Source organism: Phenylobacterium sp. (assembly GCF_036723115.1).
Taxonomy (GTDB): Bacteria; Pseudomonadota; Alphaproteobacteria; order Caulobacterales; family Caulobacteraceae; genus Phenylobacterium.
Map to the genome: position 1 here is coordinate 1 of NZ_DAIMHV010000062.1, position 15,714 is coordinate 15,714.

Consider the following 15,714-nt stretch of genomic DNA (forward strand, 5'->3'; position numbering starts at 1 on the left):
CGACCACGACGAAGTCGTTGCCGAGCCCGTTCATCTTCAGGAACGGACGGCTCATGGTGGCAGACATATAGGCGAGATGCTTGCGCAAATCATCAGCCGGCCGCACGGCGGGGGAAGACAGGGACGTGCCAGCCCGCTTATGAAACGGGGCATGAAAGCCCTGCTTCCCGCCCTCTGCGCCCTGATCCTGCCCGTCCTGGCCGTCGGTCCCGCCCGCGCCCAGACGGATTTCCAGCCCCCGCGAGCCGGCGGCCCCGACCCCTTCCAGTGGCTGGAAGAGGTGGAGGGCGAGCGCGCCCTGGCCTGGGTGGACGCCGAGAACGCCAAGGCGCAGGCGGCCCTGGACGGAGACCCCCGCTTCCAGGGGCTGCTGGCCGAGGCCCGGGCCATCTTCACCGCCCAGGACCGTATCGCCGCGCCCAGGTTCCGGGGCGGGGGGATCGACAATCTCTGGCAGGACAGCGCCAATCCTAAGGGGCTGTGGCGCCAGTCTGACCGCGCCTCCTATCTGGCCGGCCAGCCCGCCTGGACGACGCTCCTGGACCTCGACGCCCTGTCGGCGGCCGAGGGACGCAACTGGTTCTTCCACGGGGCCGAGTGCCTGAAGCCGGCCGAGACCCGCTGCCTGGTCTATCTGTCGGACGGGGGCGGCGACGCCAACGAGATCCGCGAGTTCGACACCGAGGCCCGCGCCTTCGTTCCCGACGGCTTCGTCTTCGCCGAGGGCAAGCAGGACGCCGTCTGGCTGGACGCTGAAACCGTCATCGCCGCCCGGGAATGGACCCCTGGCGAGGTCACCAGCTCGGGCTACGCCTATGTGCTGAAGTCGGTGCGGCGGGGCGAGGCGCCGGTGGAGCTGTTCCGCGGGGAGGCCTCCGACGTCTCGGTCTGGCCCATCGTCCTGCGGGGGGAGGGCGGCCGGGCGCTGGCCGTGATCGCCCGCCGGGGCCTGACCTTCTTCGAGGCCGACCACCTTCTGCTGACGCCCGCGGGCCCGCAGCGCATCCCCCTGCCGGCCCGCGCCCAGTACGAGGCCTTTGTGGACGGCCAGGTGGTCTTCACCCTGCAGGAGGCCATGGGCGACCTGCCGCAAGGCGCGCTGGCGGCCTTCGACCTCCAGGCCCTCCTGGCCGATCCGGCCGGCGCCCGGCCGCAGCTGATCTTCGCGCCTGGCCCCCGCCAGGCCATCCAGCAGGTGAGCGCCACCGACGGGCGGCTGGTGGTGGCCCTGCTGGAGGACGTGAAGGGCGCGGTGGATGTATGGGACTTCGCGGGCGGCGCCTGGCGGGTGTCCCGCCTGCCCCTGCCCGAGGGCTCCAACCTCACCCTGCAGGCGGTGTCGGGCAAGGACGAGGCCCTGTTCGTGCGCGCCGAGAGCTTCCTGGAGCCCACCGCCCTGTGGTTCGCCGACGCCGGCCAGGGCCAGGCCCGCCAGGTGCGCGAGCTGCCCCCCCGGTTCGACGCCTCCACCCATCTGGTGGAGCAGTTCTGGACCGCCTCCAGCGACGGGACGCAGATTCCCTATTTCGTCGTCCGGCCGCGCTCGGCCCCCCTGGACGGAAGCCTGCCCACCCTGATGTTCGGCTATGGCGGCTTCGAGATCGCCATGCCCCCCCGCTACCTGCCCGAGCTCGGCAAGCTGTGGCTGGAACGGGGCGGCGCCTATGTGGTGGCCAATATCCGCGGCGGCGGCGAGTTCGGCCCCGCCTGGCACCAGTCGGTCCTGCGCGAGAAGCGCCAGCTGGCCTTTGACGACTTCGCCGCCGTGGGCCGCGACCTCGCCGCCCGGCAGATCACGTCCCCGCGGCGCCTGGGCATCTACGGCCGTTCCAACGGCGGGGTCCTGACCAGCGTCTCCATGACCCAGCACCCGGACCTGTGGAACGCCGTGGTCATCGAAAGCCCGCTGGTGGACATGCTGCGCTATCACCGCCTGCCGGCCGGCGCCTCGTGGATCGCCGAATATGGCGATCCCGAGGTTCCCGAGGACTTCGCCTTCATCGCCCGCTATTCGGCCTATCAGAACCTGAAGGCTGGCGCGGCCTATCCGCGGGCCTACATCACCACCAACATGCGCGACGACCGGGTCCATCCTGGCCATGCGCGGAAATTCGCCGCCGCCCTGCAGGCCCTGGGCGCGCCGGCCCTCTATTACGAGCCCCGGTTCGGCGGCCACGCCAACGACGCCGACCCCGAGCTGAACGCCGCCCGGTGGGCCCGCCACTATGTCTATCTGATGCAGCAGCTGATGGACTGAAGGGGCGCTTGCGCAGCCGGGCCGACCTGAGTAGTTTCCGCGCCTCGCTCAGCGGGCCTGCCTGGTCAGGCCCCATCCGCGCCGGCAAGGAGAGGTGGCTGAGTGGTCGAAAGCACCGCACTCGAAATGCGGCGTACCTTTACGGGTACCGTGGGTTCGAATCCCACCCTCTCCGCCATCGCGCTAAAATCGCAATAAAATCAGTTCAGATCGCCGCCGGATGAAGCGGGGGTGCGATTGCGAGCTCGGTGTCCGTCTCCACGTGCGCCATCACGCGGCCAGGACGGCGCTGACCGGGCGACGCAGGGAGAACGGCAGGTCCGGCGCGTAGCCGAAGCGCACCACCAGATCGACCCGCCGGCCGCCAAAGCCCACCGCCTCTGAGAATTGAGACCGCATCGCCGCCACCTCGACGGGTTGATTGATGAAGGCGTGCTTGATCCCCAACAGCGTCGCCTGCAGGGCGAAGCGCTGGTAGGCGCGCCCGGCCTGGACCCAATGGCGGGGATCGTCCTGGGCGGCGCTGAACACCGCGACGCCCGCGCTGGAGTCCATCTGGGTGCGGTACTTCTTCGTTTCCCCATCAATGGTGAAGACCATCGGAAACACCAGCTGGCCGAGCGGATCGGGAAGGGTCGGGTTGCCTGAACACGGCCCAAAGAGGCCATCGCCCGAGCTCATGGCCGAGGCGCTGTCGAACCGGATCCATGCTTTCAGCTCCCGGACGAAGGCCTCATCCAGCATCTGGCGCCTGGCGCCCTCGATCACGGCGTCACGAACCTGGTCGACGCCCGCACGATCGGTGATCAGAAGCGTGTCGACGCCCTCCATCTTCGAGGCGGCCTGCAAAAGCGCCAGATCGCCAGGCGCCACCGCAGCGCCGCTGAAGTCCGAGCGCGTGCATTGCCGCTTGGGAATGGCGGCGACGAAGGGATCGGTCGCCCGGTCCGCCGGCGAAAGATCGATCCCCAGGCGCCCCGAGTCCGGATCGAACGCGCAGGCCGCCCCCAGGCCATAGGCGCTGGCGGCGGACATCAGGTTCTCCGCGGCGCAGCCCAGGCTGGCGTAGAGATGGTGATCGTCCGGATCGACGACCGGCGTGCGGCGGGTTTCGTCGGGCGCCAGCATGATGCCGCCCTCAGCGCGGGCGAACCGCCAGGGCTGCGTGTTGTGCCCATTGGCGGCCAGGGTGGCGAAGCGAACCAGCTCAGGGATCGGGTCGGCGGCGTCCAGGTCGAGCGGGCGACGCAGGGCGACCGCAGCCTCGGCGGCCGTACGGCCCGCCCCCGCGCAGGCGCTGAGCGGCGCAGCCGCCATGCCCAGGAGGCCAAGGGTTGCGACCCGGCGGTTGAAGCCGGAGGACTGAGAGCCATACCCACCCATGACCGGCCTCCAGAGACGCCCACTGGGATCGCCGCAAGCCGATCCGTTGCGGTCCAGATCACCAGCATGGGCCAGGCTCGGCGGCGCACCTTGATCTGGCTCAACCTCGCCGGCGACAAGGTCCGGCGGGCCTCACCCGCGCCCCTGACGTTCCAGGAGCTGGCGGATCAGGTCGATCTGTTCCTGCTGACGCTGGAGGATGGCCTCGATCTGCTGGGCGCGCAGGTGGTCCAGCTTGTCGTGCAGGGCCATGATCTCGATCTCGGCCTTCAGGTTCACCTCATAGTCGTGGGCGGCGCTGAGCCGGTCCTTCGCCGCCTGGCGGTTCTGGCTCATCATGATGATCGGCGCCTGGATGGCCGCCAGCATGGAGAGCAGCAGGTTCAGGAAGATGAAGGGGTAGGGGTCGAAGGCGCCGCGCCCCAGGGTCAGATTGACCAGGGTCCAGCAGGCCAGGAAGGCCAGGAAGGCGAGGATGAAGGCCCAGGAGCCCCCCACGGCCGCCACCCGGTCGGCCAGGCGCTGGCCGAAGGTCTGCTCGTCGTCGAAGGCTTCATTGGCGTCGCGGCTCACCGGGCTGCGGCGCGCCGTCCGGCTCAACACCCGGCGTTCTGCGGGGTCGAGCTCAGCCTCCGTCCGGCCGAACCACCGCTGTGAAGCCTGTCCCAGCCCTTCGTCCGGATCGCTCATGGCCTGTCCTTGCTGATTGCGCCGGCTTGGCATCTGTCGCCGACGGGGTGATTGTGGACCTGCGGACGCACCCTGGCCATGGGCGCGCTCCAGGGCGCCGGAGGGAGAGGATCATGATCGAAGCGGTCAAGTACGGCCTGGCCAACTATGTGAACTTCGAGGGTCGCACCGGCCGCGCCACCTTCTGGTGGTGGGTCCTGGCGGTGGTCCTGGCCGCCATCGTGGCCAGCATCCTGGACGAGGGCCTGGGCGCCGGCGATCTGGAGCCCTTCGGCCTGCTGCTGACGCTCGGCCTGTTCCTGCCCAACCTCGGCATGTCGGTGCGCCGGCTGCATGACACCGGCCGCACGGGCTGGTGGCTGCTCATCGGGCTCGTGCCCCTGATCGGCTGGCTGGTTCTGATCTTCTTCTATGTCCAGCCCAGCAACCCGGCGGGCGAGAAGTTCGATCCGCCCCGTCCCGCCGACCTGCCGCCCGAGCCGCCGCCGGCCGCTTAGCCAACCCTGCCCTTAACGCCAGGCTGTGATGACCTGCCAGGTCATTGGCCTGGGCCGAACGTCCGGCCAGGATCGCCCCATGGCTTGAGGCATGGAGGCGGCGATGAACAGGTTCTGGTCCAACTGGATGAAGGTGTGGTGCGCGGGCGTGGGCCTGTTCGGCCTGGTGCTCTGCGGGGCGGCCTTTCCGGCCGCTGAGGCCCCCGCCCGGCTGGTCTTCAGCCTCATCGGCGCCCCGGATCTCACCTTCGACAGCAATCTGCGCTTCAGCGTGGGCCTGATGGGGGCGGTCACCCTGGGCTGGTTCCTCACCCTTCTGGCGACCCTGAAGGCCGCGGCCCTGCTGGGCGAGCAGGCCGGCCCGGTCTGGCGGTTGCTGACCGTGTCGGTGGCCGCCTGGTACGTGATCGACGGGGCGATCTCGGCGGCCACCGGATTGGCCCTGAACATCGCGCCCAACACCGTCCTGCTGGCGGGCTATCTGATCCCGGTCCTTTCCACGGGCGTGCTGCGCGGACGCTGAGCCCTGGCTTGTCCAAAAAGGGGCGGGGCGGTAGGCTCGGCCCATGCTGAACGCTCCCCCCGCTCGGCGCCGCCGACCCCTGCGCGCCTTCGCCGCGACCTTCGCCGCCCTCGCCTGGACGACTCTGGACTGGACGGTGCTGGCGGCGCATGCGCACGCCGGCGCGCCCGAACCCGTCAGCCGGGTCGAGCTGACCAAGATGACCGGCCGTTGGTACGAGGTGGCCCGCACCCCCAACGCCATGCAGAAGGACTGCGAGGCGGCCACCGCCGACTGGACCCGCACCGGCGAGGGCTATTCCGTGGTCCAGACCTGCCGCCGGGGATCGCCGGAAGGCCCCAAGAAGGAATGGAAGGCCAGCGCCACGGTGGCCGATCCGGTGAAGAACGCCAAGTTCAAGCTGACCTTCCTGGGCGGGCTGATGCGCCAGGAATACTGGGTGCTGGACCACCGGGCCGACGAGGGCTGGCTGATCATGGGCACGCCGGGCGGCAACTATGTGTGGCTTCTCTCAAAGGCCCCGCAGCTGGCCGCCTCGGCGCGCAACCAGGCGATCGCCCGCATCCGCCAGCTGGGCTACGACACCAGCGCCCTGGAATTCCCGCAGCAGGCCCGCTGAGCTGAGCGGGCCGACCCTGCTGTTTCGCCGAGCTTGATTTCAGAACGAAGCCCGAACATGGTCTGGCCATGGATCTGGTGCTGTCCCCCTGCGAGCCGCTCACCCGTCCCCAGATCACCCAGGCGGTGACGCGGGGGGCGGCGCGCCTGCTCCTGGCCCTGGGCTATGCGCCCCTGGCGGAGGTGTGCCTGCCCAATGGCCGGCGGGCTGACCTGATGGCCCTGGGCCGCAAGGGCGATCTCTTCATCGTGGAGGTGAAGTCCGGCCTCGAGGACTTCCGAAGCGACGGCAAGTGGCATGAATATGCGCCCTATTGCGACGCCTTCGCCTTCGCCGTGGCGCCGGAATTCCCGCTGGAGATCCTGCCGCAGGATCCCGGACTGATCGTCGCCGACGCCTTTGGCGGCGAGGTGCTGCGCGAGGCGCCCAACCTCGGCCTGGCCGGCGCGCGACGCAAGGCGCTGACCCTGGCCTTTGGCCGGCTGGCCGCTCAGCGGGCGACCCTCGGCCTGGTCTAGAGCGGGGCCCGCCGCATCGAAAGGCGCTCAGCGCGGGGCGCGCTTGGCGAGGATGCGTTGCAGGGTGCGCCGGTGCATGTTCAGCCGACGGGCGGTCTCCGAGACATTGTGGCCGCACAGTTCATAGACCCGCTGAATGTGCTCCCACCGCACCCGGTCGGCGCTCATGGGGTTTTCCGGCGGGGCGGGGGGATCGCCCGGCAGGGCCAGCAGGGCGCGGGCCACCTCGTCGGCGTCGGCGGGCTTGGAGAGATAGTCCACCGCGCCGGCCTTCACCGCGGCCACGGCGGTGGCGATGTTGCCATAGCCGGTCAGCATGATGACCTTGGAGTCGGGCCGGGCCTCGCGCATGGCCTCGACCACCTTCAGCCCGGTCCCGTCCTCCAGCCGCATGTCCAGCACCGCAAAGGCCGGGGGGAAGACCTTCACCGCGGCCAGGGCCTCGGTGACGCTGGCCACCAGCACAGGTTCGAAGCCCCGTCCCTCCAGCGCCCGTCCCAGGCGGGTGCGCAGGGCGTTGTCGTCATCCAGCAAGAGCAGGCTCTTGTCCGGCAGGGCGTCGATGCGGGCGTCGAGATCGGGCATGTGGTCTGCTACCCGCGCGCGCGGGCCTCCCTCCTGGCGTGCGTCCCTAGTTGGGGGGCAGCCGCGGCGAACCGCAAGTCCTTTGGCGTTGGTCTATTCCGTCGGCGCATCGATCCTGGACCTGGGCCAGCGGGCCGACACCAGCGCCCCCCGAGGCCGGCCGTTCTGGAAACTCACCACCGCGCCGGTGCGCTCCAGGAGGGTCTTGGAGATGAAGAAGCCCAGGCCCATGCCGACGTGGCCGGTGCGTGATCCCTCTGCGCCGGGCCGGGAGGTCACATAGGGCTCGCCCAGTCGGGGCAGGATTTCCGGATCGAACCCGGGTCCGTCGTCGCGCACCTCGACCGTGATGGTCTCCGCGTCGAACCGGGCGGTGACGAGGACTTCGGAGGCGGCGAAGTCCACCGCATTCTCCACAAAGGAGCTGATGGCGTGGCTCACCTCGGGGATGCGGCGGACGCCGGGCTTGGGCACGCCGGGCGGGCCGGTGACGATGGCCTCCAGCCGTACGCCCTTGACCCCCTGATGGGGCTCGATGACCTCTTGCAGCAGCTGCAACAGGCTCATGCGGTCGTGGACCTGGTCGCTGGCTTCGGGGGTCTGGCTCAGCCGGGTCAGGATTTCGCGGCATCTCTGGGCCTGGGCCATGAGCAGTTCGGCGTCCTCGCGCACCTGCGGGGTGGCGGCTTCCCGGACCATCTCCTTGGCCACGATGGCGATGGTGGCCAGCGGTGTGCCCAGTTCGTGCGCCGCCGAGGCCGCCAGACCGCCCAGGGCCGACAGCCGGCGTTCGCGGGCCAGCACCGCCTGGGTGACGTCCAGGGCCAGGGCCCGGCGGGCGGTTTCCTGGGCGGCCTCGCGGACAAAGGCCGCCGTAATGCCGAGACCGGCGGCCAGGGCGGCCAGGGCGCCCAGCCGGTAGCCCAGGGGCGGGGTGAGAAAATCCCCCGCAGCCCCCGGCAGCGGAAGGCCGGCGAAGGTCAGCAGGACCGCCAAGCCCAGCCCGCCGGCCGCAAGGCAGCCGACCGCGCCCAGGGGCAGGGTCGCCGCCGCCAGGGCCACGGGGGGGACCATCATGATGAGGAAGGGGTTGACCACCCCGCCGGTGAGAAAGACCAGGGTCGCCACCCGACCGACGTCAAAACCCAGCTGAAGGGTCGCCTCCCGGGGGCCCAGAAGCCTCTGGCCCGGGGTGGCCACGGCCACCAGCAGGTTGATCCACGCCGCCAGCCCCACCACGGCGAAGCAGATCGCATAGGGGGCCGTGACATTGAGCACCACCGCGCCCAGGGAGAGCAGCAGCATCTCCACCCCGAGCATGACCCAGCGCAGCAGCACCACGGTGCGGATCCGCAGGCGGCCCTGGCGCAGAACCGCCTCGTCCCAGGCGAGCTCGCCTTGCAGCAGGGCCGTGCTTTGCCTATCGAGGCCCAGAGGGTCCTTCAGGCCGGCCGATCCGTCATTCTTCAGCGCCATGGCGAAACGCAGCATCGGCGAGTTGGCGAGGTCTGGCGAGCCCCCAGTTGAAACTCTGTCCGGAGCGTGGCCGCCATGTCCAGAACCTCCCTGCTGATCATCGCCCTGGTGGCCGTCCTCGGCCTGGCGGCGGGCGGCGCCATGGTCTGGCGGCTGTCGGGTCCCGGCGAGGCGGGCGGCGCCCAGGGCCAGGCCAAGGTGGGCGGCCCCTTCCAGCTGGTGAACCAGGACGGCCAGGCGGTGGACGAGTCGATCCTGAAGGGCCGTTGGAGCGTGGTCTTCTTCGGCTTCACCTATTGTCCGGACATCTGCCCCAGCACCCTCCAGGCCGTCGCCGTGGCGCAGGAAGAGCTGGGCGCCCGGGCCCGCGACCTGCAGGTGGTCTTCATCTCGGTGGACCCCGAGCGTGACACGCCCGAGCAGCTGAAGACCTATCTGTCCCTCGACGCCTTTCCCGACAATGTGGTGGGCCTGACGGGCACGCCCGAACAGGTGGCCGCCGCGGCCAAGGCCTATTACGTCTATTACCGGAAGAGCGGCGAGGGGCCGAATTACACGGTGGACCATTCCACCGCGGCCTATCTCATGGACCCCGACGGCCAGTTCAACCGCGTCCTGGCCTATGGCCTGCCGCCCCAGGAGATGGCCCGGCTGATCCGCACCGCCATGCAGGGCGGCTAAGCCGCGTCCGGGCGAAGGGTCGCATCCAATGGCGATGGACTCCGTTAAGCAGCGTCGTGTTATGTTGCGACGCAACAAGGACCTTCGCAGATGCTCTACTCCCTGCACGAGACCGGCTATTACGGAGCCACGCCGCTGAGGCTGGCGGCCCTGGCCACGCGCGAATTCTGGAGTTCGCCGCTCAATCCGGCCCGGCTGACCGATTTCGGGCGGCGCATGTTCGCCACCGCCGACCTGGTCACCAACCTGACCCGACGCTACCGCCGGCCCGAATGGGGCATCGACTCGGTGGAGATCGAGGGCCAGACCGTGAAGGTCCGGCCCCAGACGGTGTGGAGCTCGCCGTGGGTCAAGCTCACCCACTTCTCCCGCGACATGACCGACATGCGTCAGGCCGGCCGCCGGGCGGTGGAGCCGGCCGTGCTGATCGTCGCCCCGCTGTCGGGCCACTACGCCACCCTGCTGCGCGGGACCGTCCAGGCCTTCCTGCAGGACCATGAGGTCTATATCACCGAGTGGGAGAACGCCCGGGGCGTGCCGGTCATGGAAGGCCGGTTCGACTTCCACGACTATCTCGACCATGTGCGCGACATGCTGCGCTTCCTGGGCCCGCGCGCCCATGTGGTGGCGGTCTGCCAGCCCGGACCCCCGGTGCTGGCCGCGGTCAGCCTGATGGCTCAGGACGGGGAGGCGGCGCGGCCGGCCTCCATGACCTTCATGGGCTCGCCCATCGACGCCCGCCATTCCCCGACGGTGACCAACAAGCTGGCCGAGGAGCGTCCCTTCGCCTGGTTCGCCTCCAACATGATCTACACCGTGCCGCCGCCCTATCCGGGCATGGGACGGCGGGTCTATCCGGGCTTCGTCCAGCTCTATTCCTTCATGTCCATGAACATCGAGCGCCACCAGGAAGCTCATCTGCGCTACCTGCAGCACCTCATGGCTGACGACGGCGACTCCGCCGACAAACACCTGGAATTCTACGACGAGTATCTGTCGGTCCTGGACCTGACCGAGGAGTTCTATCTCCAGACGGTGGACTATGTGTTCCAGCGCTACCTGCTGCCCAAGGGCGAACTGGTGCATCGCGGTCGCCCCGTCGATCCTTCCCAGATCGCCGATGTGGCCCTGCTGACGGTGGAAGGCGAGAACGACGACATTTCCGGCATCGGCCAGACCCAGGCCGCCCACGAGCTGTGCGCCGGCCTGCCTGCCGAGCTCAAGGCCGATTATGTGCAGCCCCATGTGGGCCATTACGGGGTCTTCAACGGCCGCCGGTTCCGGGAGGAGATCTATCCTCGGGTGCGGGACTTCATCGCCACCCACGAAAGCCGGGTGCACAAGGGCGTCCAGGCCGCTTAAATCTGGGACATGAGTCCCCTCGGCCGCGCGCTTGCCGACGGCGACCGGCTGGAGATCGCCGGCGCCGTCATCCGCCTGAAAGTCCATCCGCGCGCCCGGCGCATCTCTCTGCGCCTGGATCGCTCACGGCGCGAGGTGGTGGCCACCGCCCCCAATCCCCGGCGCCTGGCCGAGGCTCTGGCCTTCGCCCGCTCGCGCCTGGACTGGATCGAGGCGCGCCTGGCCGAACTGCCGGCCCCTGTGGCGCTTTTGCCCGGCGAGCGGCTTCATCTGCTGGGCGAGCCGGTGATCCTGCAGCAGGGAAAGGGCCGGCCCCGGCTGGAGACCGGCGAGGACGGCGCCCGGCTGATCGCCCCCGGCGAGGGCGAGGCCTATGCCCGCGCCGTCCTGCGGGGGCTCAAGCGCCTGGCCCTGGACGAGATGCGCGCGCTGACCGCCCCCCATGCGGCGGCCTTCGGCGCCCCGGCCCCGGATGTCCGGCTGACCGACACCCGCTCGCGCTGGGGATCATGCAAGCCCGCCATGGGCGCGCAGCCGGCGGTGATCCGCTATTCCTGGCGGCTGATCCTGGCGCCGCGGCCGGTGGCCGACTATGTGGCCGCCCACGAGGCCGCCCACCTGCGCGAACTCAATCACGGGCCGAGGTTCTGGCGTCTGGTGGCCGAGCGCGTGGGCGACCCCACGCCTCATCGGGCCTGGCTGCGCGCCCATGGCGCCGGTCTTCACGCGGTCGGCGCGGGCCTGATCGCCTGACCGCCTCGCGGGTGATTGTCGAAGCTTAGAAGGGGATCGGTTCGGCTTCGGGCGTGGGCGCGGGCGAGGGCGCCGTTTCCGGGCCGATCATGCCCCCCACCCCGTCCAGCAGATCGCCGATGGGATCGACCGCAGGGGTGGCGGGCGGCGCCTCCACCGTTCCGCCGGGGATGGGCTGAGCGTTCAGACGGGGCAGGGCCGCGGTCATGAAATCGCGCCAGATGCGGGCGGGCACGCCGCCGCCGGCCACCCGGCGCATGGTGGTGTTGTCGTCCTTGCCTACCCAGACCGCCGTCACGAAGCCGCCGGTATAGCCGACGAACCAGGCGTCCCGGTAATCGTTGGTGGTGCCGGTCTTGCCGGCCAGGTCGTAATTGGGGACGCGGGCGGCCGTGCCGGTTCCGCTGGCCACCACCTGGCGCATCATCTGGTTCATGTACTGAAGCGCGGGCGAGCCGATCACCGCCTGGCGCTCGGGCTTGTCCACATTGTGGTCGTAGAGCACCCGCCCGTCGGCGGTGCGGATGCGCTCGATGCCATAGCCGGTGGCCTTGAAGCCGCCATTGGCGAAGGGGGCGTAGGCCTGGGCCATCTGCAGCGGCGTGACCTCCACCGCCCCGAGGGCCATGGACGGGTCCAGCTGGATGCGCCCGGTGATCCCCAGCCGCTTGGCCGTGGCCGCCACATTGCCGGTGCCCACCTCGCTGGCCAGACGGGCGGCCACGGTGTTGGTGGACTGGGCCAGGGCCTGCTGCAGGGTCATTTCCCCACGATAGTCGCCCGTATAGTTGCGCGGCTCCCAGTCGCCGATGCGGAAGGGCTCGTCCACCGCCCGCTCATTGGGCGTGCGGCCCTGTTCCATGGCCGTCAGATAGACGAAGGGCTTGAAGGCCGAACCCGCCTGGCGCTGGGCCATGGTGGCCCGGTCGAACTGGCTGTCCTGATAGTCGGCGCCGCCCACATAGGCGCGCACCCGGCCCTCACCGTCCAGGGCCACGAGGGCGCCTTGCCCCACCCCCTGGTCGGCGCCGGCGGCCACCCCGCGGCGGATGGCCTGTTCGGCCGCCGTCTGGATGGGCAGATCCAGCGTGGTCTCCACCACCAGATCGTCGGTGGGCTCGCCCACCAGGGCGCGCACCTGATCGTCCACCCAGTCCACGAAATACTGGGCGCGCTGGTTGGCCAGGGTGGGATTGACCCGCACCGGATTGTTGAAGGCCTCGGTGCGCTGCTCGGGCGTGATGGCGCCGATCCGCACCATCTCGTCCAGCACGATGGTGGCGCGACGGGCCGCCCGGTCGGTGGCCGAGACGGGGCTGTAGCGCGATGGCCCCTTCATCAGCCCCGCCAGCAGGGCCGATTCCCCGATGGTCAGTTGGGAGGCGGGCTTGTTGAAATAGCGCTGCGAGGCCGCCTCGATCCCATAGGCGCCGCCGCCGAAATAGACCCGGTTCAGATAGAGCTCCATGATCTCCTTCTTGGAGAATTTGAGCTCCAGCCAGACGGCCAGGATCAGCTCCTGGGCCTTGCGGCGATAGGTCTGGTCCGGGGTCAGGAACAGGTTGCGGGCCAGCTGCTGGGTGATGGTCGAGCCGCCCCGCAGCGGCCCGCCGTCGGCGGTCATATTGTAGATCTGCGAGCGGATGATGCCCCAGGGGTTGAAGCCGAAGTGCCAGTAGAACCAGCGGTCCTCGATGGCGATGAAGGCCTTGGGCACATAGTCGGGCAGTTCGTCCAGATTGGCCGGCGGCGCATATTGCGACCCGCGGACCGCCAGCAGCGCCCCTGACCGGTCCAGATAGGAAATGGAGGGCTGGCGCTCGACCTCATAGAGCTTGGAGGTGTCGGGCAGGTCCACGGCGAAGACCGCGAAGAAGGCCGCGACGAAGATCAGGCCCCAGACCGAGAGCACCGCGCCCCAATAGAGCGCGGCCTGCAGAGGCGTACGCTTGGCCCGGCCGTCCGAACCCCCGGAAGCCGGCTTCTGCGAATTCGCCATGGGGTCGTCCTTAGCCGTCGTTCTGCCTCAAGGGCCAGGGATGCGCCCCGGCGCGATCCTTTAGCCGAAGCCCACAAGACGCGCGACAGGATTGATGGGGGATGAACAAGGCCATAAGGCGGCGTCCAGGGGCGACCTTCCCCTGCGGAATCGCCAAACCCGCATAGCCGGCCAACGCAAATGGTGGTTGCAGCGCCACAACCCGCCGTTATCTTAGCGATGCTTAGTTGAACGGCGGGCGGAGGGATGACCGCCTGCCCGGAGGCTCAAGCCGGGGCCCGACGGGTCGCCGCCTCCCCAATCGCCGGAGTACCCCATGATGATCCGTACCCCCGTGGCCGCCCTGGCCGCGCTCGTCGCCCTGTCGCTTGCCGGCCACGCCGCCGCGCAGATGCCCGCCCAGACCACCGTGGTCGCCAAGCTGCAACAGCCCACCGAATGGGCCCAGCTGGTGGCCGGCGGCGCCGTCTTCATTTGCGAGGGCGTCGACTGCGTAGCCAACTCGCCCGGCTCCCAGACCTATGCGGCGCCCACCTGCAAGGCGCTGGCCAAGAAGTTCGGCCCGGTGGTGTCCTTCACCCGGGCGAACCGGAGCTTCGATGAGTCGAGGCTCGCCGCCTGCAACGCCTCTGCCGCGCCGGTCGCCGGCGCCGACGACTGACGGCGACCCTCCGCGCTTCTGAAAAAGCGCGCGTGGGATCACACTAAAGAGGGCGCCGGGCTTCCGGCGCCCTTTCCTTTTCGGCCCAGGGCCTTAAAGGAGCGCGGCCATGAGCTCCGACCTGTCCCCCGAAATCGCCGCGCCCCGCCAGACCCGCGAGGTCCTCGTCCCCGCCGCCCCGGCCGCCGCCGCGGCCCTGCTGGAGGCGGGCCTGGCTGAGGTGAGCGGCCCCGACGTGGCGCCGGTCTCCCTCACCCTCGACTATGGCGCGGGCTTGAGCGCCGGGACGACGGTGACCGTGGAGGCCTGGGTCGACCGCGCCACCCGCACCCTGGTGTTCGCCCACGGCCGGCTGATGCTGGCCGACGGGGTCCTGGCGGCCAGCGGCTCGGCGGTGTTCCGCAAGCTCCAGACCGGGGCCTAGGAACGAAATGGCCTCAATCCCAGGCGCCCGTTCGGTTGCCGCGCCCAAAAACGCATGCTATCAGGCGCGCGGCTTAGGGTCGGGGGGCGGACAGCCCCTTTCGGCGACGTGCTTTCCCAAGCGCTTTCAAGCCTTTAGTCGTGGTGAGGATGTCTTCGCCGCGACTTTTGACACGCACCGGGCGGATACATAGTGGCGGACGATTCCAAGACTTCGAATGTGGGCGGCAGATATGCCCAGGCCCTGTTCGATCTCGCTGATGACGAGAACAAGATCGCTGCGGTCGAGGCCGATCTCAAGTCGCTGAAGGCGATGCTGGCCGACAGTCGCGACCTGCGCACCCTGCTGGCCTCTCCGGCCTTCGGGGCGGAGGACAAGGGCAAGGGTCTCTCGGCGGTGGCCGAGAAGGCCGGATTTGATCCGCTCACCCGCAAGTTCCTGGGCCTGATCTCGGCCAATGGCCGGGCCTCGGCCGTGCCCTCGGTGATCACCGCCTTCCAGGCGCTGTCGGCCGAGCGTCGCGGCGTCGTCTCCGCCCAGGTGACCACCGCCGTCCCGCTGACCGCCGCCCAGTCCACGGGCGTGGCCCAGGCTCTGCGCCAGGCCCTGGGCAAGGACCCGGAAATCGAGACCCGCGTCGATCCGTCGATTCTCGGCGGCATCAAGGTGCAGGTCGGCTCCCGTCTGTTCGACGCTTCGCTGGGTACGAAGCTCGACTCGCTGAAATTCGCCCTCAAGAGAGCGTAAGATCATGGATATCCGCGCCGCCGAGATTTCGGCCATCCTCAAGTCGCAGATCGCCAATTTCGGCGAAGAAGCCGATGTCTCCGACGTCGGCCAGGTGCTGTCCGTCGGTGACGGCATCGCCCGGGTCTTCGGCCTCGACAACGTCCAGGCGGGCGAAATGGTCGAGTTCCCCAAGGCCGGCGTGAAGGGCATGGCCCTGAACCTGGAGCGCGACAATGTCGGCGTCGTGATCTTCGGCGACGACCGCGCCATCGCCGAGGGCGACGAGGTCCGTCGTCTGGGCGAGATCGTGGACGTTCCGGTGGGCAAGGGCCTGCTGGGCCGGGTGGTCAACCCCCTGGGCGAGCCCATCGACGGCAAGGGGCCCATCGTCGCCACCGAACGCCGCCGCGCCGACGTGAAGGCGCCGGGCATCATTCCGCGGAAGTCGGTGCACGAGCCCGTGCAGACCGGCCTGAAGGCCATCGACGCCCTGATCCCGGTGGGCCGCGGCCAGCGCGAGCTGATCATCGGCGACCGTCAGACCGGCAAGACCGCCG

The 15,714-nt window shown here is 69.6% G+C and carries 16 protein-coding genes, 1 tRNA gene and 1 pseudogene; 13 read left to right on the top strand and 5 right to left on the bottom strand.

Going from position 1 to position 15,714, the window contains the following annotated elements; all coding sequences use genetic code 11:
• Positions 1–151 precede the first annotated feature (151 nt).
• Together V7D28_RS08295 and V7D28_RS08300 are read left to right on the top strand one after the other, a co-directional pair.
• Complete coding sequence (locus tag V7D28_RS08295) at positions 152–2,257, top strand: prolyl oligopeptidase family serine peptidase (RefSeq protein WP_333586911.1); 2,106 nt, start codon at positions 152–154, stop codon at positions 2,255–2,257.
• 88 nt (positions 2,258–2,345) lie between these two features.
• Positions 2,346–2,435: transfer RNA gene (locus V7D28_RS08300), tRNA-Ser, on the top strand.
• Between the two features lie 92 nt (positions 2,436–2,527).
• On the opposite strand, the gene V7D28_RS08305 is transcribed toward V7D28_RS08300, so the two are convergent.
• Entirely contained in the window at positions 2,528–3,640 is a 1,113-nt protein-coding gene (locus V7D28_RS08305) for an Acg family FMN-binding oxidoreductase (RefSeq protein WP_333586912.1), read from the bottom strand.
• A 132-nt stretch (positions 3,641–3,772) separates the two neighbouring features.
• Positions 3,773–4,330, bottom strand: coding sequence for a DUF1003 domain-containing protein (locus tag V7D28_RS08310; RefSeq protein WP_333586913.1), 558 nt, complete (start codon positions 4,328–4,330; stop codon positions 3,773–3,775).
• Between the two features lie 113 nt (positions 4,331–4,443).
• Here V7D28_RS08310 and V7D28_RS08315 point away from each other — a divergent pair, with 113 nt between their 5' ends.
• From V7D28_RS08315 to mmcB, 4 genes are all read left to right on the top strand, one after another.
• Positions 4,444–4,827 (top strand): DUF805 domain-containing protein, encoded by a 384-nt coding sequence (locus V7D28_RS08315; protein ID WP_333586914.1) that lies wholly within the window; start codon positions 4,444–4,446, stop codon positions 4,825–4,827.
• Positions 4,828–4,930: 103 nt separating this feature from the next.
• Positions 4,931–5,350 (top strand): hypothetical protein, encoded by a 420-nt coding sequence (locus V7D28_RS08320; protein ID WP_333586915.1) that lies wholly within the window; start codon positions 4,931–4,933, stop codon positions 5,348–5,350.
• Between the two features lie 43 nt (positions 5,351–5,393).
• Positions 5,394–5,969, top strand: a complete 576-nt coding sequence (locus V7D28_RS08325) for a lipocalin family protein (RefSeq protein WP_333586916.1) — start codon at positions 5,394–5,396, stop codon at positions 5,967–5,969.
• Between the two features lie 68 nt (positions 5,970–6,037).
• Entirely contained in the window at positions 6,038–6,487 is a 450-nt protein-coding gene (mmcB, locus tag V7D28_RS08330; protein WP_333586917.1) for a DNA repair putative endonuclease MmcB, read from the top strand.
• A gap of 27 nt (positions 6,488–6,514) precedes the next feature.
• Here the strand turns inward: mmcB and V7D28_RS08335 are convergent, their stop codons facing one another.
• Both V7D28_RS08335 and V7D28_RS08340 read right to left on the bottom strand, forming a co-directional pair.
• On the bottom strand, positions 6,515–7,072 hold the full coding sequence (locus V7D28_RS08335) for an ActR/PrrA/RegA family redox response regulator transcription factor (protein WP_333586918.1): 558 nt from the start codon (positions 7,070–7,072) through the stop codon (positions 6,515–6,517).
• Between the two features lie 93 nt (positions 7,073–7,165).
• Positions 7,166–8,563, bottom strand: a complete 1,398-nt coding sequence (locus V7D28_RS08340; protein WP_333586919.1) for an ActS/PrrB/RegB family redox-sensitive histidine kinase — start codon at positions 8,561–8,563, stop codon at positions 7,166–7,168.
• A 60-nt stretch (positions 8,564–8,623) separates the two neighbouring features.
• On the opposite strand from V7D28_RS08340, the gene V7D28_RS08345 reads away from it, so the two are divergent.
• From V7D28_RS08345 to V7D28_RS08355, 3 genes are all read left to right on the top strand, one after another.
• Positions 8,624–9,229: an SCO family protein gene (locus tag V7D28_RS08345; RefSeq protein ID WP_333586920.1), complete on the top strand. Its 606-nt coding sequence runs from the start codon at positions 8,624–8,626 to the stop codon at positions 9,227–9,229.
• A gap of 90 nt (positions 9,230–9,319) precedes the next feature.
• Positions 9,320–10,591, top strand: a complete 1,272-nt coding sequence (locus V7D28_RS08350) for a polyhydroxyalkanoate depolymerase (protein WP_333586921.1) — start codon at positions 9,320–9,322, stop codon at positions 10,589–10,591.
• A gap of 9 nt (positions 10,592–10,600) precedes the next feature.
• Positions 10,601–11,344 carry a M48 family metallopeptidase gene (locus tag V7D28_RS08355; protein WP_333586922.1) on the top strand — a complete coding sequence of 248 codons (744 nt, stop codon included), beginning with the start codon at positions 10,601–10,603 and terminating at the stop codon, positions 11,342–11,344.
• Between the two features lie 25 nt (positions 11,345–11,369).
• On the opposite strand, the gene V7D28_RS08360 is transcribed toward V7D28_RS08355, so the two are convergent.
• On the bottom strand, positions 11,370–13,343 hold the full coding sequence (locus V7D28_RS08360; RefSeq protein ID WP_333586923.1) for a transglycosylase domain-containing protein: 1,974 nt from the start codon (positions 13,341–13,343) through the stop codon (positions 11,370–11,372).
• A 316-nt stretch (positions 13,344–13,659) separates the two neighbouring features.
• On the opposite strand from V7D28_RS08360, the gene V7D28_RS08365 reads away from it, so the two are divergent.
• The 4 genes and pseudogenes from V7D28_RS08365 to V7D28_RS08380 all read left to right on the top strand — a co-directional run.
• A complete protein-coding gene (locus V7D28_RS08365; RefSeq protein WP_333586924.1) occupies positions 13,660–14,004 on the top strand; it encodes a CC_3452 family protein in 345 nt (114 codons plus the stop codon).
• Positions 14,005–14,113: 109 nt separating this feature from the next.
• Positions 14,114–14,428, top strand: a complete 315-nt coding sequence (locus V7D28_RS08370) for a PaaI family thioesterase (RefSeq protein WP_333586925.1) — start codon at positions 14,114–14,116, stop codon at positions 14,426–14,428.
• A gap of 192 nt (positions 14,429–14,620) precedes the next feature.
• Entirely contained in the window at positions 14,621–15,175 is a 555-nt protein-coding gene (locus V7D28_RS08375) for a F0F1 ATP synthase subunit delta (protein WP_333586926.1), read from the top strand.
• Positions 15,176–15,179: 4 nt separating this feature from the next.
• Positions 15,180–15,714 (top strand): annotated as a pseudogene (locus V7D28_RS08380) (F0F1 ATP synthase subunit alpha); the annotation flags it as partial.

What these genes read in the sequence shown, in the direction of transcription:
- V7D28_RS08295 (WP_333586911.1), top strand. Translation starts at nt 152, where the DNA reads ATGAAAGCCCTGCTTCCCGCCCTCTGCGCCCTGATCCTGCCCGTCCTG.
- V7D28_RS08305 (WP_333586912.1), bottom strand. Translation starts at nt 3,640, where the DNA reads ATGGGTGGGTATGGCTCTCAGTCCTCCGGCTTCAACCGCCGGGTCGCA.
- V7D28_RS08310 (WP_333586913.1), bottom strand. Translation starts at nt 4,330, where the DNA reads ATGAGCGATCCGGACGAAGGGCTGGGACAGGCTTCACAGCGGTGGTTC.
- V7D28_RS08315 (WP_333586914.1), top strand. Translation starts at nt 4,444, where the DNA reads ATGATCGAAGCGGTCAAGTACGGCCTGGCCAACTATGTGAACTTCGAG.
- V7D28_RS08320 (WP_333586915.1), top strand. Translation starts at nt 4,931, where the DNA reads ATGAACAGGTTCTGGTCCAACTGGATGAAGGTGTGGTGCGCGGGCGTG.
- V7D28_RS08325 (WP_333586916.1), top strand. Translation starts at nt 5,394, where the DNA reads ATGCTGAACGCTCCCCCCGCTCGGCGCCGCCGACCCCTGCGCGCCTTC.
- mmcB (WP_333586917.1), top strand. Translation starts at nt 6,038, where the DNA reads ATGGATCTGGTGCTGTCCCCCTGCGAGCCGCTCACCCGTCCCCAGATC.
- V7D28_RS08335 (WP_333586918.1), bottom strand. Translation starts at nt 7,072, where the DNA reads ATGCCCGATCTCGACGCCCGCATCGACGCCCTGCCGGACAAGAGCCTG.
- V7D28_RS08340 (WP_333586919.1), bottom strand. Translation starts at nt 8,563, where the DNA reads ATGCTGCGTTTCGCCATGGCGCTGAAGAATGACGGATCGGCCGGCCTG.
- V7D28_RS08345 (WP_333586920.1), top strand. Translation starts at nt 8,624, where the DNA reads ATGTCCAGAACCTCCCTGCTGATCATCGCCCTGGTGGCCGTCCTCGGC.
- V7D28_RS08350 (WP_333586921.1), top strand. Translation starts at nt 9,320, where the DNA reads ATGCTCTACTCCCTGCACGAGACCGGCTATTACGGAGCCACGCCGCTG.
- V7D28_RS08355 (WP_333586922.1), top strand. Translation starts at nt 10,601, where the DNA reads ATGAGTCCCCTCGGCCGCGCGCTTGCCGACGGCGACCGGCTGGAGATC.
- V7D28_RS08360 (WP_333586923.1), bottom strand. Translation starts at nt 13,343, where the DNA reads ATGGCGAATTCGCAGAAGCCGGCTTCCGGGGGTTCGGACGGCCGGGCC.
- V7D28_RS08365 (WP_333586924.1), top strand. Translation starts at nt 13,660, where the DNA reads ATGATGATCCGTACCCCCGTGGCCGCCCTGGCCGCGCTCGTCGCCCTG.
- V7D28_RS08370 (WP_333586925.1), top strand. Translation starts at nt 14,114, where the DNA reads ATGAGCTCCGACCTGTCCCCCGAAATCGCCGCGCCCCGCCAGACCCGC.